The organism is Pedobacter sp. MR2016-24, from assembly GCF_026239655.1.
Lineage (GTDB): Bacteria > Bacteroidota > Bacteroidia > Sphingobacteriales > Sphingobacteriaceae > Pedobacter.
This window is the reverse complement of record NZ_JAPIVO010000008.1, coordinates 309,359-334,780: the sequence shown is the minus strand read 5'-3', so window position 1 is coordinate 334,780 and position 25,422 is coordinate 309,359. Positions and strand designations below refer to the sequence as shown.

General features: G+C 41.3%; 11 protein-coding genes. 10 read left to right on the top strand and 1 reads right to left on the bottom strand.

Annotated features, from left to right (window positions below; translation table 11 throughout):
- Nucleotides 1-19 precede the first annotated feature (19 nt).
- The 9 genes from OQX62_RS22125 to OQX62_RS22085 all read left to right on the top strand — a co-directional run bounded on the left by OQX62_RS22125 (nt 20) and on the right by OQX62_RS22085 (nt 18,011).
- Complete coding sequence (locus OQX62_RS22125) at nt 20-3,373, top strand: SusC/RagA family TonB-linked outer membrane protein (protein ID WP_265833843.1); 3,354 nt, start codon at nt 20-22, stop codon at nt 3,371-3,373.
- A gap of 10 nt (nt 3,374-3,383) precedes the next feature.
- The gene (locus OQX62_RS22120) at nt 3,384-4,709 is read left to right on the top strand and encodes a RagB/SusD family nutrient uptake outer membrane protein (protein WP_265833842.1); all 1,326 of its coding nucleotides are present in this window, start codon (nt 3,384-3,386) and stop codon (nt 4,707-4,709) included.
- A gap of 105 nt (nt 4,710-4,814) precedes the next feature.
- Nucleotides 4,815-5,567, top strand: a complete 753-nt coding sequence (locus OQX62_RS22115; RefSeq protein WP_265833841.1) for a LytR/AlgR family response regulator transcription factor — start codon at nt 4,815-4,817, stop codon at nt 5,565-5,567.
- Nucleotides 5,568-5,590: 23 nt separating this feature from the next.
- Nucleotides 5,591-6,838, top strand: a complete 1,248-nt coding sequence (locus tag OQX62_RS22110) for a cystathionine gamma-synthase family protein (RefSeq protein WP_265833840.1) — start codon at nt 5,591-5,593, stop codon at nt 6,836-6,838.
- A gap of 159 nt (nt 6,839-6,997) precedes the next feature.
- Nucleotides 6,998-8,044 carry an NAD(P)-dependent alcohol dehydrogenase gene (locus tag OQX62_RS22105; protein WP_265833839.1) on the top strand — a complete coding sequence of 349 codons (1,047 nt, stop codon included), beginning with the start codon at nt 6,998-7,000 and terminating at the stop codon, nt 8,042-8,044.
- A 356-nt stretch (nt 8,045-8,400) separates the two neighbouring features.
- The gene (locus OQX62_RS22100) at nt 8,401-11,568 is read left to right on the top strand and encodes a SusC/RagA family TonB-linked outer membrane protein (RefSeq protein WP_265833838.1); all 3,168 of its coding nucleotides are present in this window, start codon (nt 8,401-8,403) and stop codon (nt 11,566-11,568) included.
- A gap of 12 nt (nt 11,569-11,580) precedes the next feature.
- The gene (locus OQX62_RS22095; protein ID WP_265833837.1) at nt 11,581-13,083 is read left to right on the top strand and encodes a RagB/SusD family nutrient uptake outer membrane protein; all 1,503 of its coding nucleotides are present in this window, start codon (nt 11,581-11,583) and stop codon (nt 13,081-13,083) included.
- Between the two features lie 190 nt (nt 13,084-13,273).
- Nucleotides 13,274-15,841: a BamA/TamA family outer membrane protein gene (locus tag OQX62_RS22090; protein ID WP_265833836.1), complete on the top strand. Its 2,568-nt coding sequence runs from the start codon at nt 13,274-13,276 to the stop codon at nt 15,839-15,841.
- A 208-nt stretch (nt 15,842-16,049) separates the two neighbouring features.
- Nucleotides 16,050-18,011: an NPCBM/NEW2 domain-containing protein gene (locus tag OQX62_RS22085; protein ID WP_265833835.1), complete on the top strand. Its 1,962-nt coding sequence runs from the start codon at nt 16,050-16,052 to the stop codon at nt 18,009-18,011.
- Here OQX62_RS22085 and OQX62_RS22080 read toward each other — a convergent pair.
- A complete protein-coding gene (locus OQX62_RS22080; protein WP_265833834.1) occupies nt 18,008-21,937 on the bottom strand; it encodes a hybrid sensor histidine kinase/response regulator transcription factor in 3,930 nt (1,309 codons plus the stop codon). The genes OQX62_RS22085 and OQX62_RS22080 overlap by 4 nt on opposite strands.
- 248 nt (nt 21,938-22,185) lie before the next feature.
- Here OQX62_RS22080 and OQX62_RS22075 point away from each other — a divergent pair, with 248 nt between their 5' ends.
- On the top strand, nt 22,186-25,422 hold the full coding sequence (locus OQX62_RS22075) for a SusC/RagA family TonB-linked outer membrane protein (protein ID WP_265833833.1): 3,237 nt from the start codon (nt 22,186-22,188) through the stop codon (nt 25,420-25,422).

Here is a 25,422-nt window from a genome sequence, read left to right as displayed (position 1 = left end):
CCAACTAAACTATACACAAATGAATAAACTTTTACTTTTAATGCTTTTTCTGTTTGGCCTTGGCTTTTCAGGATATAGCCAGAATCAGTCAACCATTACCGGGCAGGTCTTGGATGCTGGTGGAAAACCCATACCGGGAGCTTCCGTATATGTTGACAAATCAACCATAGGGGAGCAGACTGGTGTACCCGGTGTAATTCAGAACAGCGCAATTGGAACAGTAACCAATACTGCTGGTAAATTCAGTTTAACAGTACCTGAAGGTACGCAGAATATCCGCGTCAGTTATCTCGGATATAATTCAGTGCTGGTTAATGTGATCAATAAAACGAATATTACGGTATCACTTCAAAGCAATGACAATAATTTAGGTGAGGTAATTGTGAATGGTTATACCACGACTGCCAAGCGTAAAAATACCACTTCCATTGCTGTAGTTGATTATGAGAAAATCCGTCAGGCGGGTGTTTCAGGAATTGACCAGTTGCTGGAAGGGCAGGTTGCCGGTGTATCGGTTACCAGTTTAAGCGGAGGGCCATCATCTGCACCTAAGATCCGTATCCGTGGTACAGTTTCATTAAATGGGGGTCAGGATCCTTTATGGGTATTGGACGGTATTCCTTTGGAAGGAACGAACCTGCCAAATATCTATGATAAGGAAGCGCTGGATCAGCTGCGCAACTTGCCGATTGCGGGTTTGAATCCTGATGATATCGCGGATATTACTATCCTGAAAGATGCGGCAGCAACAGCTATTTATGGTGCAAGAGCAGCAAATGGTGTTATTGTAGTGACCACAAAAAGAGGTAAAAAAGGACCGGTTGCGATCAGTTTCAACGCCAATACTTTTATTGCGCAGCGACCTGATTTCGACAAGCTGAATCTGATGAATTCAAATGAGAAGGTCGACTTTGAACTGGGGTTAATCTCAAGACCAGATTTAACTTACCGTGACGGACAAGGCGGCGTAACCAGAATCTTAAATGCAAATAATGAACTGAATACTTACAGAACCAGTGGTTTCGGTGGATTGAGTTCAGCCACACAACAAGCGATTAATGGTTTACGTCAGAACAATACAGACTGGGGCAAGGAATTATATCAGACTGCATTGAACCAGCAATATACTTTAAGCCTTTCTGGTGGGAACGATCAGGCGACTTATTATTTCTCTGGTGGTTATTATAATGAAAAAGGTACAACTATCGGTACAGGTCTGGAACGTTACAACATGACGTTAAAAACAGATTACAATATTTCAGATAAGCTGAAGTTTGGTGCGGCAGTATTTGCTTCAAAAACAGAGCGTAAGAACTACCTTACCGAAACTTCTGCTTTTACTAATCCATCTACTTATTCGAGAAATGTAAATCCTTATCAGACGGTAAGAGATGCGAATGGTAATTATGCATATGATCCGGATATTCTGGGAGCGGACAATGGCGACGTATATTTACCTTACAATATTATCGAAGAACGGAATAATACAAGGTATACTTTGGGCAATAAAAGTGTGAAAAGTATATTGAGCGCGGATTACAAAATATATAAAGACCTGAATTTTCATACTGAACTAGGCTTGCAGTTTGAAGAAACAAGTTCAGAAAAATACGCGGGTGTAGATTCTTATTATCAGCGTAAATTCAGGCAAGGAACAAGATATTATAACTCTGCTACTAAAAAATATGAATTCTTTCTTCCTGCCGGTGGAATTATCCAAAATCAGGAGACTTCTTTTTTCCAGTATAACTGGAAAACGTTAATGGAATACAAAAAAGTCATCAGCGATAAACATGAGATCGAGGCAAATGTTGGGAGTGAATTGAGAAGGAATAACAATGAAGATTTATTTACTCAGGCATTCGGTTTCAATGAGCGAACTTTAACAAGTCAAACTATCGCTTACCCTGCTAATTCAAGCGAAATTAACAATACTAAATATCGTACCTATCAAAAAGGAATGGTGACGAATGCCTTTGCTTCTATGTACGGTACATTGTCATATACTTATGATAGGAAATACACTGCTTATGGAAGTATCCGTTATGACGGATCAGATCTATTTGGTGTAGACCCTAAGTATAAATACCTGCCTATTTATTCTGCATCAGCGGCATGGAATGTAAGCGAAGAAGATTTTATAAAAAATATCAAAACGATCTCTAATTTACGTGTCCGTACTTCTTACGGTATTCAGGGTAACATCGATAAAAATACTTCCCCTTTTGTTGTAGGTACTTATGGAACAGGTGCAATATTACCAGGACCAAATGAAGATTTAATCTCAGTAACCAGCCCACCGAATAACAAATTACGCTGGGAGAAAACGTCTACATTTAATGCTGGTTTAGACTTAGGATTATTTAATAATGTTGTGCAGGTTACTTTTGATTATTACAATAGGAACAGTGTTGACTTAATTGGTTTACAGGCTTTAGGTTTAGAAACGGGATTTGATTTTACTAATGCGAACTTTGCACAAGTTAAAAATAAAGGATTAGAGCTCACCATCTCAACAAGAAATATCAATACAAAACAATTTACCTGGTCAACAGACTTTAACATTGCACATAACAAAAGCAAAGTCATTAAAGAAGAACCAAAGGTAAATCAATATAATCCTTCAAGGGCAGGTTATCCGGTAAATGCGTTATTTGTACTCAAAACCGCAGGGTTGGATGCAAATGGTATTCCTCAGTTTGTAAAGGATGGTAAAACAGTATCTTATGAAGATTTCTACAAGTTGTATGATCCATATGCCGATTTTTTTCCTGGTGAGGCATCAGAAAGCGCGCTTTCTGCAGCAGAATACAGAGACTTATATACCTATGCGGGTGATAGAGATCCTAAATACACTGGAGGTTTAACTAACCGTTTCCGTTATAAAAATATTGATTTGGCTGTTACAGCTATTTTTAACCTTGACCAAATGGTAACCAGTGCGCCTATATATGGGCCTGCTACAGTAGATCGCGGTCAGAATTATTCAAGAGATATTCTCAATGCATGGACACCTGAAAATACAGGTTCAACTTTGCCTCAGATTATTGGTAAAGATACTGGTGATGGCAGTAGGTGGATGGCTTTTAACTTTTTAAGTGATAATGACCCAGGCCGTTCGTATCAAAATCTTGATATTTTTGCAAAGAAAATAAGTTATGTCCGTATCAACAGTATTCGTTTAGGTTATACACTACCTTCAGGAATTGCTAAAAAGATAAAAGCGAATACCTTGAGATTTAGTGTTGAAGGCAGAAATCTTTTCGTTTTGGGTGGTGATTATAAAGGATATTTTGATCCTGAAACTTATGGTAATATCTACGCACAACCTATCACTAGAAGTATCTCTTTTGGTTTAAATGCAACATTTTAAGATTATTCAAATGAAGAAGATTATACAATTATCCGCTGTATTGTTGGTTTTACTAACATTAGGCAGCTGTAAAAAATATTTAGATATAGAACCGGTAGGAAGAGTGATTCCTAAAACTGTAGCAGATTACAGAGCTTTGATGACTTCTGCCTATTCAGGGTTTCCGCAGCATAAATCTTTGCTCGCTTTGCGCACAGATGAGGTAATATTGGATGAGTATGGCTTTGACTATTCCAGCCTTCGTGATATTGCCAGATGGAATGATAGTAACCCTGATGCTGTCACTGCAGACTTTCAGTATAATGCCTTTTACAAAACTATATTCTATGCAAATGAAGTGATTGCAAATATCGAATCTGCTGCAGGTAAAAATGCAGAGACAGATCAGATGAAAGGGGAGGCTTATTTACTTCGTGCATATAGTCACTTTGAACTGTTGAACCTGTATGCTAAACCATATAACAAAGCAACTGCATCAACTGATCGTGGTATTGCTTTATCGCTGAAACTTGATTTGGAACAAAATTACTCACTTTCAACTATTGAAGAGGTTTATACACAAGTATTAGCTGATATTGCAGAAGGACAGAAATTCCTGAACGTAACAACTTTTGAAGCAGGTAAAAATTACCGTTTCACAAAAGTTGCTGCCCTGGCATTTGCTGCAAGAGTTTATGAGTACAGGGGAGAATGGGCAAGCTCACTGGCTGCTGCACAACAGGCATTGGCATTGAACAGCACTTTGGAAGACTTAAATACAGCCGGGGCTATAATTCCTGCTAACTATCTTTCGAAAGAAAGTGTAATGAACCTGGAAAGAACAAATAATCCTACAGTTAGTAATTCTTCTTACATCTCTGATCATTTGCTGGGCATTTATAACCAGGCGAATGACTTACGTTTCCCGCTTTACTTCAGTAAATCCGGAGGTGACTATGTGTCTTTGAAAGGTGAGTCAATTGCATTAAAAGTTTCTTTCAGAACAGGCGAATTATACCTGATCCAGTCAGAAGCTGCTTTGCAATCGGGCAATACCCCTCTTGCACTGCAAAGTTTACTGGACTTAAAAGCAAAACGTCTTAAACCTGCGTACTTTGCTACAGAACGAGCCAGAATTTCAGCTTTGGGTTCAGCAGCACTATTACAGGAAATTATTGCAGAAAGAGAAAGAGAGCTGGCTTTGGAAGGTCACCGCTGGTATGACCTGAGACGTTATGGTCAGCCTTCGATCACCCACAATGTGGGCGGAGAAGATTTTACGCTACAGCAAAACGATCCAAGATATACCTTGCGCTTCCCGAAATCGGCCATCGCAAACAATCCGAATCTTCAATAATGGGTACAACCTGAAGACTTGATGGATGATAAACCAATAAAGTTAAAACTCCTGCCATTTTTTAGGCCGGAGTTTTTTTTTACATTTACGGGCAAACCACACACCATGAATGTATTGATTATTGAGGACGAAGAACTTGCAGCAACCACACTGCAGAATATGCTCGTGCACATTAATCCGAAAATACAGATCCTGGCAGTATTAGGTACGGTAGAAGCTGCGGTGAATTGGTTGCAGCAGCATACGGCCGACCTGCTTTTTATGGATATTCACTTAGGTGATGGGGAAAGCTTTCAGATCTTTCAGCAAATCACAGTAAGCAGTCCGGTGATATTTACAACCGCTTATGATCAATATACCTTAAAGGCTTTTAAAAATCAGGGGATCGACTATCTGCTGAAACCCTTCGATGAAGAAGATGTAAGAGCCGCTTTGCAAAAGCTCAGCAATATCAGAAAACCGGGACCGGTCATGCCGAAGCAGTTTATCCCGGATAATGAAGAAGTGGCGCATAAGATCCGTAACAGGTTTATGGTAAAGGCAGGCAAGCTGATTAAAACAGTTCCCTCAGAAGAAGTCGCTTATTTTATGGCCGATGATAAATACCTGTTTCTGGTCACTAAAGATGATCAGCATTATATCATTGAAGAAACAATAGGCAGTCTCGAACCTAAACTGGATACCGCTGCCTTTTTCAGGATCAACCGTAAGTTTATCATCCATATCAATGCCATCAAAGAAATGTATAAACTTTCCCGCAATCGGGTGAGAATAAATCTGCTTTATCAGCCGATAGATGTGGAAGTAGTAGTGAGTGAAGAGCGGGCGGAGGCATTCAAACAATGGCTTAATCAGTAATAAAAGAAAATATAAATTTAATAATGAGCGATAAAAAAGGATTTACAACAACCATTCTACATTCAGACCGACTTTTGAAACCAGAATTCGGAGCTTTGCATCAACCTATTCATACTGCAGTAACCTGGGGATATGATGACGTTCAGGGATTAGTAAACGTATTTCAGAATAAAGCCAAAGGTTATGCCTATTCACGTCAGGGAAATCCTACAGTGACTGCTTTAGAACATAAAGTTACGCAAATGGAAGAGGGAATGGCTACTGTTGCTTTTTCAACCGGGATGGCAGCTATTTCAGCAACGGTATTAGCGCTGATGAAAGAAGGTGATCATATTATTGCCAGCTCTTATCTGTTTGGAAATACAAGAAGTATCATGCAGACTTTCATGGATCTTGGCCTTGATATTTCTTATGTAGATGCTACTGATGTCGAAAATATAAAGAATGTTTATCAGGAAAATACCAGAATGGTATTTGTTGAAACCATAGCTAACCCGGCAACGCAGGTGGCTGATCTGGTCAATATAGGTGAATTTTGTGCAGCTAAAAACCTGGTTTATGTAGTGGACAATACCATGACCTCGCCTTATATCTTTAAGCCGGTTTCGGTTAAAGCGAGTCTGGTAATCAATTCGTTGACGAAATATATCGGTGGCCATGGAGATGCATTAGGCGGTAGTGTAACTGATACAGGATTGCTCAACTGGGTAAATTTCCCAAATATAGCGCCGATTTTACGTGAACAAATTCGCCCGGAAATGCTGGGGATGACCCAGATTAGAAAAAGGGGTTTACGTGACGGAGGTGGTACTATATCTCCTGAAGCCGCACATACGATTGCCGTGGGTGCAGAAACTATTGCGTTAAGGCTGGATCGTGCATGCAGCAATGCGGGAGAATTATCCGCCTTTCTGGAAAATCATCCATTAATCAGTAAGGTGTATTATCCTGGGTTGGAGAGTCACCCTCAACATGCAACAGCCTCAGCTTTATTTCATCGTTTTGGTGGTTTAATGAGTTTTGCACTGGATGAAAGCGTGGATTGTTTCGCATTCCTGAACCGTTTACAATTGGTGGTGAAATCAAGTAATCTGGGGGATACCAGGACATTGGCTATTCCTGTTGCACATACGATTTTCTTTGAATTGGGTGCAGAACGCAGAGCAGAAATGGGGATACCGGATTCGATGATCCGTTTGTCGATAGGTATTGAAGACTCCGCAGATTTAATTGAAGATTTCCGTCAGGCTTTAGAAGCCTCAAAGGTATAAACAGAGCTCAAACATAATTCCGCAAGCCGCATAGAATCAAAACTATGCGGCTTGCTTTGTTTAAAAGGAAATGAACATGACACAAAAATTAAGTTTCTCAGAACAAAAGCAACATCTTTTGTATTTATGTTTGTTGGAACAACTAAGTAATTGACAAAGATGAAGGATGTAAAAGCATACGGAGCTTACAGTGCAGAAAAAGCATTGGAGCCATTAAACATAGATCGCCGGGAACCCGGAGCGGATGATGTAGAAATTAAAATCTTGTATTGTGGTGTTTGTCACTCTGATATACACACGGCAAGAAATGAATGGGGCGGAACAATCTATCCGGTAGTACCAGGTCATGAAATTGTAGGTAAAGTGACCCGCGTAGGGGATCAGGTTACTAATTTCAAGGTAGGTGATACTGTAGGTGTTGGTTGTTTTGTGGATTCATGTGGTCATTGCGACAGCTGCAAAGATGATCAGGAACAATATTGCGAGAACGGCCATACGCAGACTTACAATTCAGAATCTCAGGATAAAAAAACAATCACTCAGGGTGGTTATGCCAGCCATATTGTGGTTAAACAATCTTTCGTGTTAAGCGTATCTGATAAATTACCTCTTGAAAAGGTTGCACCGCTATTGTGTGCAGGTATCACTACATATTCGCCGTTGAAACACTGGAATGTTAAAAAAGGTGATAAACTGGCGGTATTAGGTTTAGGTGGATTGGGCCACATGGCAGTGAAATTAGCAGCCTCCATGGGTGCTGAAGTAACGGTACTGAGCCGTTCTAAAAGTAAAGAGAAAGATGCCACTGCATTAGGTGCACATCATTTCGAACTGACTACCGAAAAAGAAAATATGACCAGGCTGGCTAACAGTTTTGATTTCATTATTGATACTGTTTCAGCTGCTCATGATTACAATGATTATCTGGCTTTATTAAAAAATAATGGAGTAATGATCTTGTTGGGCGTACCGCCAACACCATCAGAAGTACAGGCTTTCCATTTAATTTTTGGTCGCAGAAGTCTTGTTGGTTCATTAGTAGGCGGCATTAAAGAAACTCAGGAAATGCTGGATTACTGTGCTGAACACAATATCACTTCAGATGTAGAAATGATCAATATTGATCAGATCAATGAAGCATATGAACGTACAATGGCGGGTGATGTACATTACCGTTTTGTGATTGACATGGCTTCACTCAGTTAATCTGTCTGCAGGAGGTAATCATTTTTATCTCCTGCAGCTTTTATAAAATTTGATCAGATGAAAGGAAGAATTGGCAATTTTGTTAAATCCTATTAGCTTGATTATAAAGGCAATGGTAATAATTGCGTAACATACACGTTACATATAGAAATCAGGAATATTTAGAATCTTTATTTACAAGCTTTAAATGCACTTTTTTACGCCGAAAATCTCCGGGAACGTTACCGTAGATTAATAAATTTTATAGAATCACAGTAGTTAGTATATTCTTTCAAAAATGTTACACTAAAACTTGTTTCAACAAATGTCAAAGATATCTTAGGGCTAATTATTAACTGTTAACCTAAATTTTTGACATGAGAAAACTTCTACAAAGTTTGTTCTTATTGTTATTCGTTGCTTTTAATGCAATGGCGCAAGACAGAACTATTACAGGAATCATTACAGGAAAAGACGACGGGCTTCCGATGCCCGGCGTATCTGTAAAAGTAAAAGGCACAAACATCGGAACCAGTGCCGCATCGGATGGACGTTTCGCCATCAAAGTACCATCAACAGCAAAAGAACTGGAATTTACTTCTCTGGGTTTTGTAACTGCAACGAGAATTATTGGTACATCTAACACAGTCAACGTAGTTTTAATTTCAGATGCACAAGGACTGAATGAAGTTGTTGTTGTAGCTTACGGCACATCAAAAAAAGCTGCGATCACAGGATCTGTGGCTACATTAAGTTCGGCTGATCTTGACAAAAGGGTAATTACGAATATCAGTAATGCTTTAGCTGGCGTTGCTCCGGGCATCTCTGTTAACGCAGGCAACGGACAACCGGGTACCGGCTCGACTGTTCGGATTCGTGGTTTCGGCTCGTTTTCCGCAAGTAATTCACCCCTTTATGTAGTGGATGGTGCCGTATTCGATGGCAATATTGCCGATATCAATGCAACCGACATTGAAAGTGTTTCTTTATTAAAGGATGCATCTTCTACTGCATTGTATGGATCAAGAGCAGCAAATGGAATTATTATCATTACGACTAAAAAAGGTAAGCTTGGACAAGACAAGTTAAGTATAAACTTGAGTCAGGGTTTCTCAGAAAGAGGTATTCCAGAATACGATAGAGTTAATGCTCAACAGTATTATCCTTTAATGTGGCAAGCATTGCGTAACAGTTTGGTTTATCCTGCAACTGGTACAGGACAAACTCCTGAAGCAGCAGCAGTTGCTGCTTCAGCGCAAATCCAGACGCAGCTTGTTTATAACCCTTTTAATGTGCCTAATGGAGAAATCGTAGGTACCGATGGAAACTTAAATCCTAACGCTGCGCTTAAGTACAATGATTTTGACTGGGTAAAACCCTTATCAAGAACAGGCAAAAGAAGCGATTTCAATACGAGCTTGAGCGGAAATAGCGGTAAGTCAGATTATTACTTCTCTCTGGGATATTTAAAAGAGCAGGGATATATAGAGAAGTCTGATTATGGGAGGTTCAACACCCGTTTAAATGTGAACTCACAGCTTAAACCATGGTTAAAAGTTGGTGGTAATGTGGCCGCTTCATTAGCTAACGGTAATCTGGCAAGTGATGCTTCCACAGACAATGCATCAAGTTTTAGTAATATTTTTAACTTTTCAAGAACTATCGGACCTATTTATCCAGTGAGAGCATATGATGCACAGGGTAATCCTGTACTCACTACTACTGGCGAACAATATTGGGATTATGGAGCGCATCCTGGAGCTGTGGCCCGTCCGATCGGTGCAAACGGTGGAAGAAACGTAGTTTATGAAACCATGTTAAATGACAATCTTTTTAGAAGAAATGCAGTTAATGCAAGAACTTATGCTGAGATTAAATTCTTAAAGGACTTCACGGCTAGAACAAATGCAAGTGTTGATATCAGTGACAGGTTAACCTCTGTATACTGGAACAGAATTGTTGGCGATGGTGTGTCAAGTAAAGGTTATGCTTCAAAAAATACGAACTTTACACAGAGTTATACTTTCAACCAGTTATTAAGCTATGATAAAACTTTTGGTTTAAATACAATCAGTGTATTAGCTGGACATGAAAACTATAATCTTCAGATCAGAAGAACAGGAGCTTCAAAAAACAATCAGATTCTTGATGGAAATACTGAATTTGGAAACTTTGTGACACCAACTAGTGCAACTAGCGCAAAAGACACTTATTCCATCGAGTCTTACCTTAGTAAAGTGTCTTATAACTACGATAATAAATATTTCGTAGACGCATCATTAAGATCTGACGGAACTTCAAGATTTTCTGAAGATAAAAGATGGGGTACTTTCTATTCAGTAGGTGCTTCATGGTTATTGAGCAAAGAAGACTTTTTGAAGAATGTTAGCTGGATTGATGAATTGAGATTAAAAGCATCATATGGCGTTGTAGGTAATGATGGTTTGTTAAATACTGATGGAACACAGAATTATTACTTATATCAGGCTTTATATGATCTAGGCTGGAATAATGGCGATCAGGCGGGTGTTTTATTATCTACTATCCCGGCAGAATTATTGAAATGGGAACAAAATAAAACTTTTAATACAGGTGTCTCGTTTGCATTCCTAAAAAACAGAATTACCGGTAGTCTGGATCTTTTCAGAAGAGCATCTTCTAATTTGTTATTCAGGGTTCCGCAACCGTTATCAGATCCGGTTACTACATTTCCAAAAAATATTGGAACGATGTATAACAAAGGTATTGAGTTAACATTGGGTGGAGATGTAATCAGATCGAAAGATTTCAGCTGGAATTTAATGACTAACTGGACTGTAATCAAAAACAGGATCACAAAAATGCCGGAAGAAAATCCAATCATTGTATCAGGCACAAAAAGAAGAGAAGTTGGTAAAGATTTATATAATTTCTACCTGCGTCAATGGGCTGGAGTGGATCCATCTGACGGAGCTGGTCTTTATATACCATTGGCAACTGCGACTACAGATTTGAGAACTGTTAACGGACAGACCTATACCATCAACCCAAGTAATGCAAAATATGATTATTCTGGTTCAGCTATTCCAGATTTAATGGGATCGGTTAACAGTACGTTTAATTATAAAGCTTTCTCGTTTTCATTCTTGCTGACTTATCAGATTGGTGGTAGATTCTATGACAGCCAGTATGCTTCTTTAATGAACACTGCATATGGTTCGGCATTGAGTACTGATGCACTGGATTCGTGGACTCCGACTAATACAACTGCTACTATTCCAAGACTGGACATTGCGAGAACATCATTTTTCAACGCAGTTTCAAGCAGATTCCTTATTGATGCTTCTTACATCAGCTTCCGTAATGCCAGTTTATCCTATAATTTACCGAAAACATGGTTAAGTAAAGTAGATGTATCAGGCGCCAGGTTATTTGTAACAGGAGAAAATTTAGGTATAATTTCAAAAAGAAAAGGTATGAATCCATCAGAGTCATTTGATGGTACAAACAGTACATCTTACGTTCCGAGCAGAATGATCAGTGTAGGTTTGAATGTTTCATTGTAAAAGAGGATAATCATGAGAATTAAAGAGACTATATTATTTACGGGTATCCTGGCGCTTTCGTTAGCTTCCTGTAAAAAGGATTATTTAGTAACTAATCCTACAGATGCAGTAGCAAATACTGCTGTATTCAGTACAACACAAAATGTCGATGTTGCATTAAATGGAATTTATCGTTTTATGTTCGAAAGAACAACTACCGTAACAACTAACCAGCAAAATAAGCCAGGGGTAGGTGGTATCATGTTACTTCAGGATTTTCTTGGAGATGATATACATATCTCTACTTCCAACTGGTTTGCAGGAGAAGCTTCCTGGGTACCACACAGAACTGATACTCACATCATGTTAACTTATACCTACCGTACATTCTATCAAATTATTGGTAATGCCAATGCAATTATAGATAACGTAGACGCAGCTACTGGTACTGATGCGGACAAAAACAGAATTAAAGCTGAAGCGCTTACACTAAGAGCTTATGCACATTTTTGGTTAGTGCAGTTATATGGCAAACGTTATGATGCAAATGCTAAACCAAATACACAATTGGGTGTACCATTGATGCTGGCATATACGGACACAAATAAACCACGTTCAACTGTGGAAGAAGTTTACGCTGCTGTGATCAAAGATCTGGATGCTGCAATCGCATTGAATGCAACCACAGTATACAATAAAACCCATGCAGGCATTTGGATAGCTAAAGGTATCAGGGCAAGGGTTGCATTGGTTATGCAAGACTATCCCAATGCAATTAAATTTGCTAAAGATATAATTGATAATGGTGGATTCACATTGATGACAACTGATGAATACTTATCAGGCTTTAATAATATGGGCCTTAAAGAATATATCTGGGCATCACATCCTACAGTGGATCAGGATGATACTTTTGGCTCTTTTTATGGACAGATTGCTTTCAATGCAAATACTTCATACATGAGAGGAAATCCAAAAAGAATCAATTCTGCGTTGTATAGTTTAATCCCGGCTACTGACGTACGTAAAAAACTTTGGGAACCAGCACCTACTACAGCTAACTTCCCTTTGCCTGCTACAACATTTTCGAGACAACCGTATATGAGCAGAAAGTTCTCTGTAAATTTGACAAGCGGAGCCAGCTTAGGTGATGTGCCATTGATGAGAGCCGCAGAAATGTATCTGATCCTGGCTGAGGCTTATGCTTCCTCTGGAGATAACGCTAATGCACAGACTACTTTATTCAATTTTGTGTCTAAAAGAGACCCTAGTGCTGTAAGATCAGCAAATACTGGTCAGGCATTAGTTAACGAAATTCTGATTAACAGAAGAACGGAACTGTGGGGTGAAGGCCACAGATGGTTAGATTTAAAACGTTTAAATCTTCCTTTGGACAGAACAGTTGTGCCTAACTTTGTATCTGCAGTTGTTGCAGGAACAATGTTGGTGCCTGCGGGTGACGTAAGATGGCAATATCTTATTCCAAGAGCAGAAATGGACGCGAATAAGAGTTTAGCTGGTCAGCAAAACCCATAGACCGATTTTTATCAAATAACACCGAGGCATCCAGTTAATTCTGGATGCCTTTTTTGTTGAATTAATATTTCAACGAGTTTTTAACCCATTCGGTCGATTGGATTTAGTATCATACTAAAAATTACTGTAGTTTTGCTATACTTATTACAGAAAGGGGTTTGTTGGTTAATCCCTTGAATATCTTTTCATTATGAAGTATTATGCGCTCCTGATTTTCATTTTATGCGGAACGGCAGAACTAAAAGCCCAAAGCCCGCGTATACAAAATACTATCCCTGTCACACAGGATAGTATAGCAATTAAAGTTTATCCAAAGTACGACAGTGTGAGTAAAATACACCGCTTCTTTTTTGGAGAGAACTACCGGAAGGAGTACGCAATGGAAACTAAGGTGCCGGTAATCAGACTTTCTAAAATTAAAGGGGGACTCATCCCGCTTAAGCGGGGCGGCGGTTTTCAGTCGCATTCACTAAGGCTGGAAGACAAACAGGGTAAAGAATGGGTATTGAGAAGTGTGGAGAAGTATCCTGAGTCGCTCTTACCTGAAAATCTGAGAGAGACTTTTGTACTGGATATATTAAAAGATAACATGTCTGCTCAGCATCCCTTTTCTGCGCTGATTGTACCTGTAATTGCTAAGGCTGTTGGTGTGCCGCATGCGGAACCGATGATCGGCTGGATAGCGCCGGACGAGAATCTGGGCGAATTTACGGATGTCTTCGCAAACACACTTTGTCTGATAGAAGAGCGCGAGCCCTTAGGTGAATCAGACAACACGATAAAAATGTTTAAAAAGCTGGTCACAGACAATGATAATACCTATGACGGACCGCTGATGTTGAGGGCAAAGGCGCTGGATGTAGTGATTGGTGACTGGGACAGGCATGATGATCAATGGAGATGGAAAGCGGAAAATATAGATGGCAAGTCTGTTTATAAACCGGTTCCGAGAGACAGGGATCAGGTTTTTTATCTTACCCAGGGTGTTATTCCAAGATATGCACAGTCTTCGTATTTATTGCCTTATATACAAGGTTATGAAAGGAATGTGCACAATATCAATTGGTACGTATGGGAGAGCAGGGGAATCGATAGCCGCTTGCTGAGCCAGCTGAGTGAAAAAGAATGGATGGACATTATTCATGATTTTTGTGCCGATCTGACCGACGAGGTTTTCGAAAAAGCGCTAAAAAGATTGCCTTCATCGGTATATACATTGCGACATGACGAGCTGCTTGCTCAATTAAAAGAACGCAGGAGAACATTGCCGGAAATGATGAATACCTATTATCATTTTTTAAATAAAATCGTAGATATTCAAGGAAGTGATAAAGGAGAGCTGATGGAACTTTCTGATGCTGCGGGTAAAGGCCTTAGGGTAAAGATCAATAAATTATCAAAAGATAAAAAGGTAAAGGAAGTACTGTTTGAAAAAACATTCGATCCGGCAGTTACCAAAGAGATTCGTTTATATACACATGACGGAAACGATAGTGTGATATTGAATAATCAATCTACAGCTATCAAATTACGTATCATCGGCGGCCATGGCTTCAAAGCTTATCATGTGGAAAATGCATACCAAAAGGTTAAATTATATGATAAAACCGACAGCGCCTTTTTTACAGGAAATGATAAAAGGCTGATCAAAAAACTAGGGAACGATACGGCGAACCTGTCTTACAGGCAAACAGATTTGTATCACAGAAGCATGTATCTGCCAAATGCCGGATTCAATAACGATGATGGCTTTTTACTGGGACTGTCTGTTAAGTTCATCAATCCCGGATTCAGAAGATTTCCTTATGGCAATACACAGCAGTTTTCCTTCCTGCATTCTTTCAGTACCAAAGCGTTCAAGTTCGATTATAAAGGAGAATGGATCCATACCATAGGCAAGGCGGATGTCACTTTACATGCCAGTGCTTTTGCGCCGCACAATACGCAGAATTTCTTTGGTTTAGGTAATGAGACCACTTTTGATAAAGCTATTGATGGTATCAGATATTATAGAACGCGGTTCAGCTTATTTCAGTTAGATCCTGCATTGAGATGGAGAAGTGAGAAATCCTCGATTAGTGTCGGACCATCATTACAATATTATGCCCTGGAAGCTGAGGACAATACAGGCCGCTTTATCAATAACAGTACAGGATTACATTCTTCGGATAGCCTGACGATTACACAAGCTAAGTTTTACGCCGGTGCAGTGGTGAATTTTATCAATAATACACGCAACAGCGAAATTATACCGACCAAGGGAAGATTGATCAACGTCAGATTGCAGGGCTATACGGGGCTGAATAACTATGCAAACACTTTCGGTCAGCTGACAGGAAGCGCAGCTTTTTATCAGCGACTGGACAGTCGCGCTAATTTCGTCATTGCGGAACGTTTTGGCGGCGGGATCACGGTAGGAAAACATGCCTTTTACCAGTCGGCATTTATAGGTGGGGAAGGCACCTTGTTGGGCTACAGACAATTCAGGTTTGCGGGCGATCATAGTTTTTACAATAACCTGGAGATGCGCGTTAAACTGGCAGATTTTGCGAGTTATGTACTACCGGGACAATTTGGTGTCTTAGGCTTCCACGACATCGGACGTGTCTGGAAAAAAGGGGAAGACTCGCAAAAATGGCATAATGGCGTTGGTGGAGGCTTCTACTTTGCACCAGCATCTATGGCGGTTTTACGAGTCGTAGCGGGTCATTCTGATGAGGGCTGGTATCCATACATCGCTTTAAATTTCAGGTACTAAACAAAATAACAGGAAACGGGGGGCAGATTCTTTTGCCCTCTTTTCCTGTATACTGACCTGCAGAGACAGGCATTTATTCAATAAATTGCTTTCCTGATATAAACTTAGTAAAAGTTGATAGGAATTTTAATTTCTGTCAAAAGACTGGATCCTATTTTTGATGGTGTTAACCGTCAGGGATCAATTCCTGAACTAATTTATAGCTTGTATGAAAGTAAATTTAATGATATGCCTGACCGTATGGATGTGGTGTGTGATGCCGGGAATTGCCAAAGCTGGCGACCTGGATTCACTGGGTCTGCACCGGGTGAATTATTCCGGTGTCAACAGTTTAATTGAAACTTCTTCCACTTTAAAGCGGCCACTTGCAGTTAATGGTAAGCCCTATACTGAAGGCATTGCCGCACCGGAAGGCTTAATTGAGTTCGATTTGCAGAAAGCAGCTGATCATTTCACAGGAATGGTAGGAATGGATGATCATGTGCCCAAAGGAGGAGTGCGGTTTATCATTATGGGCGACCGGAAAGAGTTGTTTAAAAGTCCTGTCCTGCGGAAAGGAACGCATCCGATCTCTTTTAATGTCAGTTTGAAAGGATTCAGTAAGTTATACTTACTCGTGGAGAATGAGGGAGATGGCATACATACTGCACACGCAGACTGGATGAATGCTTATATCAGCTACCGCAATACCGCACCTGCAGTATTGCCTGAAAAACCTTTTGAACCTTATATCCTTACACCGGCGGTTTCATTGAAACCAAAAATCAACGGGGCAAAAATCTACGGATCGCGTCCGGGCCACCCTTTTTTATACAGGATTGCCGCAAGCGGAAAAAAGCCTATGAAATTTACTGCGGTGCATTTACCTGAAGGATTAGTATTGGATAACAGTACCGGAATCATCTCCGGATCACTGGTAGCAAAAGGAGAAACCAGGGTGATGCTGACAGCGGAAAATGAATTGGGTACGGCCAGTCGTGAATTGAGAATTGTGGGCGGCGATGAGATTTCATTGACTCCGGCAATGGGCTGGAACAGCTGGAACTGCTTTGCGCAGGCGGTGGACGCAAAGAAAGTGATGGCTGCGGCAGATGCAATGGTAAGTTCGGGTTTGGCTGATCATGGATGGAATTATATCAATATCGACGATTGCTGGGCCATGAAGCCTGGTTCGAAAGATCCCCTGTTATCGGGCCCCTTACGTGATGTGAATGGAATGATCAATAGTAACGGGAAATTTCCGGATATGAATCTACTGACGGATTATATCCATGGCCTTGGCTTCAAGGCCGGGATCTACTCTTCACCTGGAGAAACCACCTGCGGAGAATATGCGGCTTCCTATGGTTTTGAAGAAAAGGATGTACAACGCTGGACGCAGTGGAAATTTGATTATATCAAATATGACTGGTGCTCTTATTATAAGTTTTACGATACGACCACTGATACTTCCAATATTCCTGCATTGCAAAAGCCTTTTCAGCTCCTGGGTGATGGCATCAGAAAGGCCAACCGTGATATACTCTATAGTTTATGTCAGTATGGTATGGGAAATGTAGGGAAATGGGGGCGCACGGTAGGGGGCAATAGCTGGAGAATATCGAGGGATGTGCATGACACCTGGACCAGTATGTCCGGAATTGGCTTTGCGCAGGCAGGTAAGGAAGTCAATGCTGGACCGGGTCACTGGAACGATGAAGATATGCTGGTTATTGGAATGGTAGGCTGGGGGCCCGACTTACGTCCCACACGTCTGAGTGCTGATGAACAGTATACGCATGTTTCCTTATGGTCTCTATTGGCTTCGCCTTTGCTGATTGGCTGCGATATGACACGTTTAGATGCGTTTACGAAGAATTTACTGACCAATGATGAGGTCATTGCGATCAATCAGGACCCGCTGGGCAAACAGGCGAGCAGGGTATATGTATCCGGAAGACTGGAAATATGGGTGAAAGCACTGGAAAACGGATCAAAAGCGGTAGGACTGTTTAACCGGGGTATCTTTCCTGAAAAGATCCAGGCCGACTGGAAAACAATAGGTGCAGAGGGAAAACAGCGCGTACGTGACGCCTGGAAACAGGAGGATATCGGAAGTTATAAAACAAGTTATGAAACGATGCTGCCTGCTCATGGTGTCAGATTACTGATTGTAAAGCCAGCCAGTTAATCTGCTGGCTTGCTTTTATCACGTAGGTATTGACTGGCATTCTGGCCAAAGTATTTTTTGAATACCGTACTGAAATACTTGGGGTCGGAAAAGCCCACGAGATAAGCTACTTCATTTACATTATATTTACCACTGACCAATAACTCCATCGACTGTTTAAGCCGGTACTGCTGAATAAATTCCAGGGGCGTTTTACCTAACAGCCCCTTAAATTTTCGGTATAAACTGGCATGGCTCATCCCAATCTGCTTTTCCAGGTCTTCAATCGCAAAATCGGGATTAGCTAAGTTCTCTTCGGTGATTTTTATGGCCTGCTCAATGAATTTTTTGTCGAGCGGACTTAAATCAACACCAACAGGCAGCTCATTGCCGGCGAATTTTTCCCTCAGCTTCTTCCTGTTTTCTAAAAGGTTGTTGATACAGCTGATCAGTAAATCCAGATCAAATGGCTTTTCCAGGTAGGTGTCAGCACCTGTTCTGTAACTCTCAATTTTATGTTCATTGGTACTCAGTGCAGTGAGCAAAATAAATGGGATATGACTGGTTTTGATGTTATTTTTAATCTCATAACAGAATTCATTTCCATCCATCACGGGCATCATCATATCAGATATGATTACATCTGGTGAAAACCTGGCTGTTGCCAGCAAACCTTCCTGTCCGTTGACCGCCTGCTGTACATGGTACAGGCCGGAGAGATGTCTGGACATCAATGTCCGCAATTCCTCATTATCTTCTGCAATCAATATTTTTGCTTTTTTATGACTGGCAGTCACTGCTGTGGTACTGCTGGCATTTTCCATCGGTTCGGTCATTTCGTCAAAATGAGCTGATGGTTCTGCCTCTGCTGCGGCAAACTGGAATGCAGGGAGGGGGAATTTCAGGTGAAAGGTGGTGCCATGGTTCAGGTGGCTGTCAAACCAGATATCACCCTGATGCATTTTTACCAGTTCCTTGGTCACCATCAAACCAATTCCAAAGCCAACTTCATTGGAATTGATCACGTTTTTAGCCCGGAAGAACCTTTTGAAAATCATTTTGTGCTGTTCCTTTGGAATGCCGAGGCCACTGTCTCTGATAGCGATATGGTAATATTTATTAAAGATATTGGTACTGATGTCTATCTGGCCGCCTTTCGGGGTATATTTTACAGCGTTGGATAAAATGTTAAAAATGATTTTATCGAACTTATCCTTATCTACTCTTAAAATACTGCTACTGTCTTTATAATTCCTGGTGAGGATAATTCCACGCTGTTCCAACAGGGGGATGAAGTCGTTGCAGATCTGATCCAGTGTTTTCTCCATCTGTATGGTGGAGATTTTAAGTTTCAGTTTTTTGAAGTCTGCTTTTTCAAAGTCGAGCAGCTGATCAATCAGGCCGTTCAGTCGTGAAGTATTATGGCTGGCTGTTTTCAGGATCTCCTGTGTTTCAGCAGAAAAATCATTTTTCTTCAGTGCAATGGATAAAGGGGATTTGATCAGTGATAAAGGGGTTCTGATATCATGTACAATATTGATAAAGAATCTTATTTTATCTTTCGCATGCAGCTCGCTCAGCTGTATATGGTAAAATTTAATGACCGAATAAATAACGGAGCCGGCGATCAGGGTATACAGCAGGTATGCCCAGGGCGTAGCCCAGAACGGCGGAGAAATCACCATATAGATTGTGCGCTCATTTGCGCTGAACTGCGATCCTATCCCCGAATTGGTCCATTGTACCCTGTAGGTATATTTTCCCGGTTTCAGGTTGGTGTAATTGGCCGTGTGTTCGCTCGTGGCGGGCGACCAGTCTTTTTCTAATCCGTCCAGTTTCCAGCGGTACAGATTGGCTTCATTGGTATAATTGACAGAGGTAAAGTCGAACGTAACCGCATTTTGGTTATATTTCAGTTCGATCGTTCGGGTTTCGTCAATGGCGGCTCTAAGGGGACTGTTTTTTACATCAATATCTGCGGATCTGTTAAAAATCTTAAAGTCGGTAAAGATCAGCCTGGTTTTAAATTTAGTGCTGACAATCTCTGCGGGATTAAAGAGGATAAAACCATGGTTGCCGCCAAATACCATTTCTCCCGAAGCAGTTCTGGCATAGGCACCATAGGCAAACTCCTTGATGCCTAAACCATCTGCCAGGCCGTAATTTCTGAAAGTTTCTTTAGCGATATTGAAACAGGACAGGCCTTTGGTAGTGCTGAGCCAGAGGTTACCTGAATTATCGTTTAAAACGCCATAAATTAAGTTGGATGGAAGACCATCCCGGGTACTGTATTTTTTAAACCTGCCTTTGCTGAACCTGATTAAACCCTGGCCTTCAGCACCCAGCCAGATATCGCCATTGAGCGCGACTGATACGGAGAAGATAGAGCCGATCTTATAGGTGCTGGCATTGTAGGTCTGGATTTTCCCATCGGGATTGATAATGTGCAGCCCGTTGTGACCACCTGCAATGAGCTGGTTAGCGCTATTTTTTGCAAGTGAAAGCACATTTGAGATGGGCAATGTTTGGATGGCTCCGGTTTTGAGCTGCTGCATTTTCAGGAAAACGCCTGCACCGCCAGACCAGAGCTGGTCGCCGTCAAGGAGTAGCGTGTTGACATTGTTTCTGAAAGTAACCTCTTTCTCGGGACTGATGTGGCTAATCTCCTGACCCAGTATACGGTAGATCCCATTTTGGTAAGTCCCTACAATGACGTCATCCCCCGCGCCCCTGGTTAATGCGGTTATTTTGTTACTGGTTGATCTGTCGGCCGTCTGCTGCGTATTGATATAGTCCCAGTGCTGCCGGTCTGATTTTAAGATGCTGATCCCATAATTTGTACCGATCCATAAATTTCCTTTCCTGTCCTCCACTACAGAACGGATGGAATTATGCACCAGACTATTCGTTTTATTGATCTGGTGGGTATAGGTTTTGAATTTTAGCTTATTGGCATTGAGGTAAGATATCTCATGACCTGCAAACCAAACCCTGTTTTCATTGTCGATAAAAATATCTACCGCTTCATTCTCGGGCAAAGAGCTGGCATCGTTATTATCCGTCAGATAAGGCTGTAAAATCTGCAGTGCTGTACTGATTTTATAGGCACCTTTGCCTTCAGTACCAAAATAGATGGCCTCCTGGTTGTCGGGCAGAATTTTAGTGATTTCTACCTTGCTGATCCGGGCATTTAAATTTTCATTTGTTTGCAAAATGCTGTCACCTGAATGGAACATGGAGATTTGCCCGGTAGATCCGGTAATGATATGCTGATGATGGTCTACCGCCACCGCAGAAAGGTTTAATTTGCTGATCGCAGCGTTGATAGCGGGATGTATTTTTCCAGGCGCTAATTTTCCCGACTGCAGATCAAAGAACTGTACGTCTTTTTTTGCGGCCAGCAGGAGAAATTGTTCATCGTATAATGCCAGGCCAATTAATATTTTACGGATGTTGGGATAGGTAAACGTCTTTTTTGTATGGTAATTGTATTTGATCAGACCCTGATCCGTAGCCAGGTAAATTGTGCCGGACTTTGCATCTACAAAGAGATCCCTGACCGTGTTTTGATGGGATACCTGGTAAACAAATTTGAATTTATCCTGCTGAGGCTCGTAAATGAAAATATCGCTGAAATTATTCACCCAGATTCTTTTTCTGGCATCAACATGAAACTTATTCCTTCTTAGCCCATAGCGCGTAATTTGTGCTGCGGGGTATAAGTCATAGTGTTTATAGCCTGATCCATCGTATCTGTCTATGCCTTCCTTGGTGGAAAACCACATCAATCCTTTTTCATCCTGGGCAATGGCGAAAGTAGTAGCGTTGCTCAGCCCATTTTCTACAGAGAGATTATGAAACCCCTGTGTGTAGCCGGTTTTGAAGAGACCCAGCAGCAATAGTAAGGGCAACAGGTGGATGAAAAATTTATAATGAAGTCTGTTCATAGGTTTTCCTGTACATGTGTATCTTCGCGGCCAGTTAAAATCTGCATGTCTTTTTTTATACTGAAACTAACTGATGTACGTCTGACACGAAAATAGGAACATTATCTGCTACTAAAAGCTTTTTGATAGGATTTTAGTGCAGGTTGATATAAATTTTGACTGCCACTTCCGTCCTGTTTTTGTAGAATTGCCCTACTCAAATATTGCCTTCAGCGGCGTATTAAAAATTAAACTAACCAAGTATCTATATGAACAAAAATTTTACTTTCCTTTTAAGGGATGTTGGTAAAAGGATCGCGCTCTGCCTCACTTTGGGATGCTGTACGTTATCCGGCAATCTTCAGGCCCAGAACGTAGCTCAAAAAAATACCCCTGTCAAAAAAGATGCAGTAACGGCCGCAACAGTAACGGGTACTGTATATGGTGACGGCGTTTCCATTCCGGGAGTTACTGTTAAAAATAAAAACACAAATGTCACCGTAATTACGGACAAAGACGGCGTATTCAGGATTGCAATTGCCGCACCTACAGATATTCTGAGTTTTTCGTACCTGGGATACCAGAACGCTGAACGCGTGGCAGGCAATGGAAGCCGGATCAGTATTACCTTGCTCAGCACCAGTAATGAATTGAAGGACGTGGTGGTAGTGGGTTATGGAACTGCAAAAAAACGTGATATCACGGGAGCGATTGTATCCGTAACGGCAGAAGATATAGAAAAACGTACCCCTACAAATGTATTTGAAGCCTTACAAGGTCAGGCTCCGGGTGTGCAGGTGACTACAGGTTCTGGTCAGCCGGGTGAAAGTGCCTCGGTGGTGATCAGGGGAACATCGACGATGAATAACGATGGCATCGGCCCGCTTTGGGTAGTGGACGGTGTACCCACAACGAATGTGGATGCGATCAATCCTTATGATATTGCCTCGATGGAAATTTTAAAAGATGCCGCTTCTGCAGCAATCTATGGTTCCAGGTCGGCAAATGGTGTAATCATCATCACCACTAAAAAAGGTTCTTCCAGGGCACCTGTGATCGAGTTAAGATACCTGCATTCTATCAATGAGCTGACCCATACTGTGCCGCAGTTAAACACGGCCCAGTACCGGGACATGCAAAAAGGATTGTCTAGATATATTCAGGGAGAGGGGAAGTTGCTGGTACCTGCCGCAGTACAAAACGTACTGGCTGCGCAAATGGCAGATTCGCTTAACTTTCTGCTGAATGCGGATAACGATTACCAGGATATCGCTTTTAACCCGGCACATAAAAATCAGATTGATGCCAGTATTGGCGGCGGATCGGAAAAGCTGAAGTATTTTATCGGGGGTGGTTACCTCGGTGAAAAGGGAATTATCACCAATACTTCTTATGACAGGATCACAACGAGAGTAAATGCCGACTATATTCCGAACGCGAGGCTGACGCTTGGAACCAGGTTCAATGTCAGTTATGGTAAGAAAAAGGGGATAGACGAAGGTGGTTTCCTGAACTCACTGTTGTCGCGCAAGCCTAATCTTTCTTTGTATTATCCCGATAATTCGATTATCGGAACACTCTGGGGGAGCAGTCCCCTGGCGCTGAATCTGCAAACTAACTTTTCAGATATCTACAATGCCTCCTTTTACCAGATGGCAGAATATAAGATTACCAAAGACCTGAAATTTACGACCAATGTGAATGGGGTTTTGGGACTGGTGCGCTATAATTTTATGCGTCCAACCCTGCTGAGTGATGGTTATCTGAACAACTTTGGTTCACATACCAGCACCATGAACTGGAACTGGTTAAATGAAAATTACCTGAACTACAGTAAATCAATCAATAACGTGCATAATTTCACTGCGCTGCTGGGTGTGAGTGCACAGAGCTGGCGCACAGAAATTGATGGTTATAGCGGAAGAAATTCGGCAACTGATGCGATCTATACGCAGAATGCCTTTGCTGCAAATTTCGACCTCACTAAAACCGGAACCACGGCATCGGCACATACACTGGCTTCGCTGTTTTCAAGGGTGACGTATAATTATAAATCGCGCTATTTGTTCACCGCAAACATGAGGGCTGATGGTTCTTCAAGGTTTGCGAAAGACAAAAGAATTGGTTATTTCCCTTCAGCATCTGCCGCATGGCGTTTTTCTGATGGAGCTTTCATGCAGTGGACCAAAAAGTTAAAAATAGACGATGCCAAATTAAGAGTAAGTTACGGTGTAACGGGTAATGAAAGTATCGGGGATTATGAATCCATTTTATCTTATGGCATTGGTGGAATTTACGACGGGGTAGCAGGGGTTACAGCAGCAAGGATTGCTGTAGATAACCTGGGCTGGGAACAAACGGCACAGTCGAACGTGGGACTGGATGTCAGTTTTGCAAAAAGCAGGTTTCAGCTGACTGTGGATTTATACAATAAAGTGACGACTAACTTACTGGCTGCTTATGAGATCCCAAAAGAATGGGGATTTAATACGGTCCGCAAAAATATCGGTTCAATTACCAACAAAGGATTAGAGATAGGCCTGACAGGTGATCTTATCAAAACCAAAAACACAACGGTGAACCTGGGGGCCAATATTTCTTTCAACAGCAACCGCATTAAAGAAATTGCCGGGGGCATTCCTTATCTTTTCAATGATACCTGGTGGATTTCCCAGGGACAGCCTATTGGCGATTTCTATGGCTATAAGGCGCAGGGCATATTTGCGTATGACCAGTCCAATGCCTTCAGCAGTAACTGGGAACAACTGACACCGGTCTTCCAGATGGATGCTGCGGGACAGATGATCAAAGATGCAAACGGGAAATTCCTGCTCAGCAATTATACCCTGGGTGGTGCACCTTATGCAGGTCAGGTCAACCAGAAAAAACTGCCTGATGGCACGCCTTTCAGAGGTGGCGATATGAACTGGGAGAATGGAGACGGTGATGCAAATGGTATCATTACAGATAAAGACCGTATGGTACTGGGCAATGCCCAGCCGGATTTTACGGGGGGATTCAATTTCAATATCCGCCATAAAAGCTGGAGTTTATTTGTTGCCTCCTACTTCTCCATAGGCGGAGAAATATACAATGCAGCGAAATACAATCTGGTTCAGGGCAGTATGAATGGGCTGTCTACAGTACCCTCATTTGATTTTCAGCATAATTTCTGGATACAGCAGGGGGATATGGTTGATTATGCACGCCCTTATTCTGATCGCTTTCAGAATGCACGTGCGGTCAGTTCCTATTACCTGGAAGACGCGTCTTATTTAAAAATCCGCAATATCAGGTTAAGCTATTTACTCCCTGCAAAATGGGTGTCAAAAATAAAATTAAGAGGAATTAATCTCTATGGATATGTGAATAATGCCTTCACTTTTACGGGCTATTCAGGTTATGATCCGGAGTTCTCTTCTTATAGTGCACTGGGGATCGGAATGGACATTAACCGTTATCCGCGTAAAAGAGAGTTTGGTTTAGGCTTAAATGTTAATTTTTAA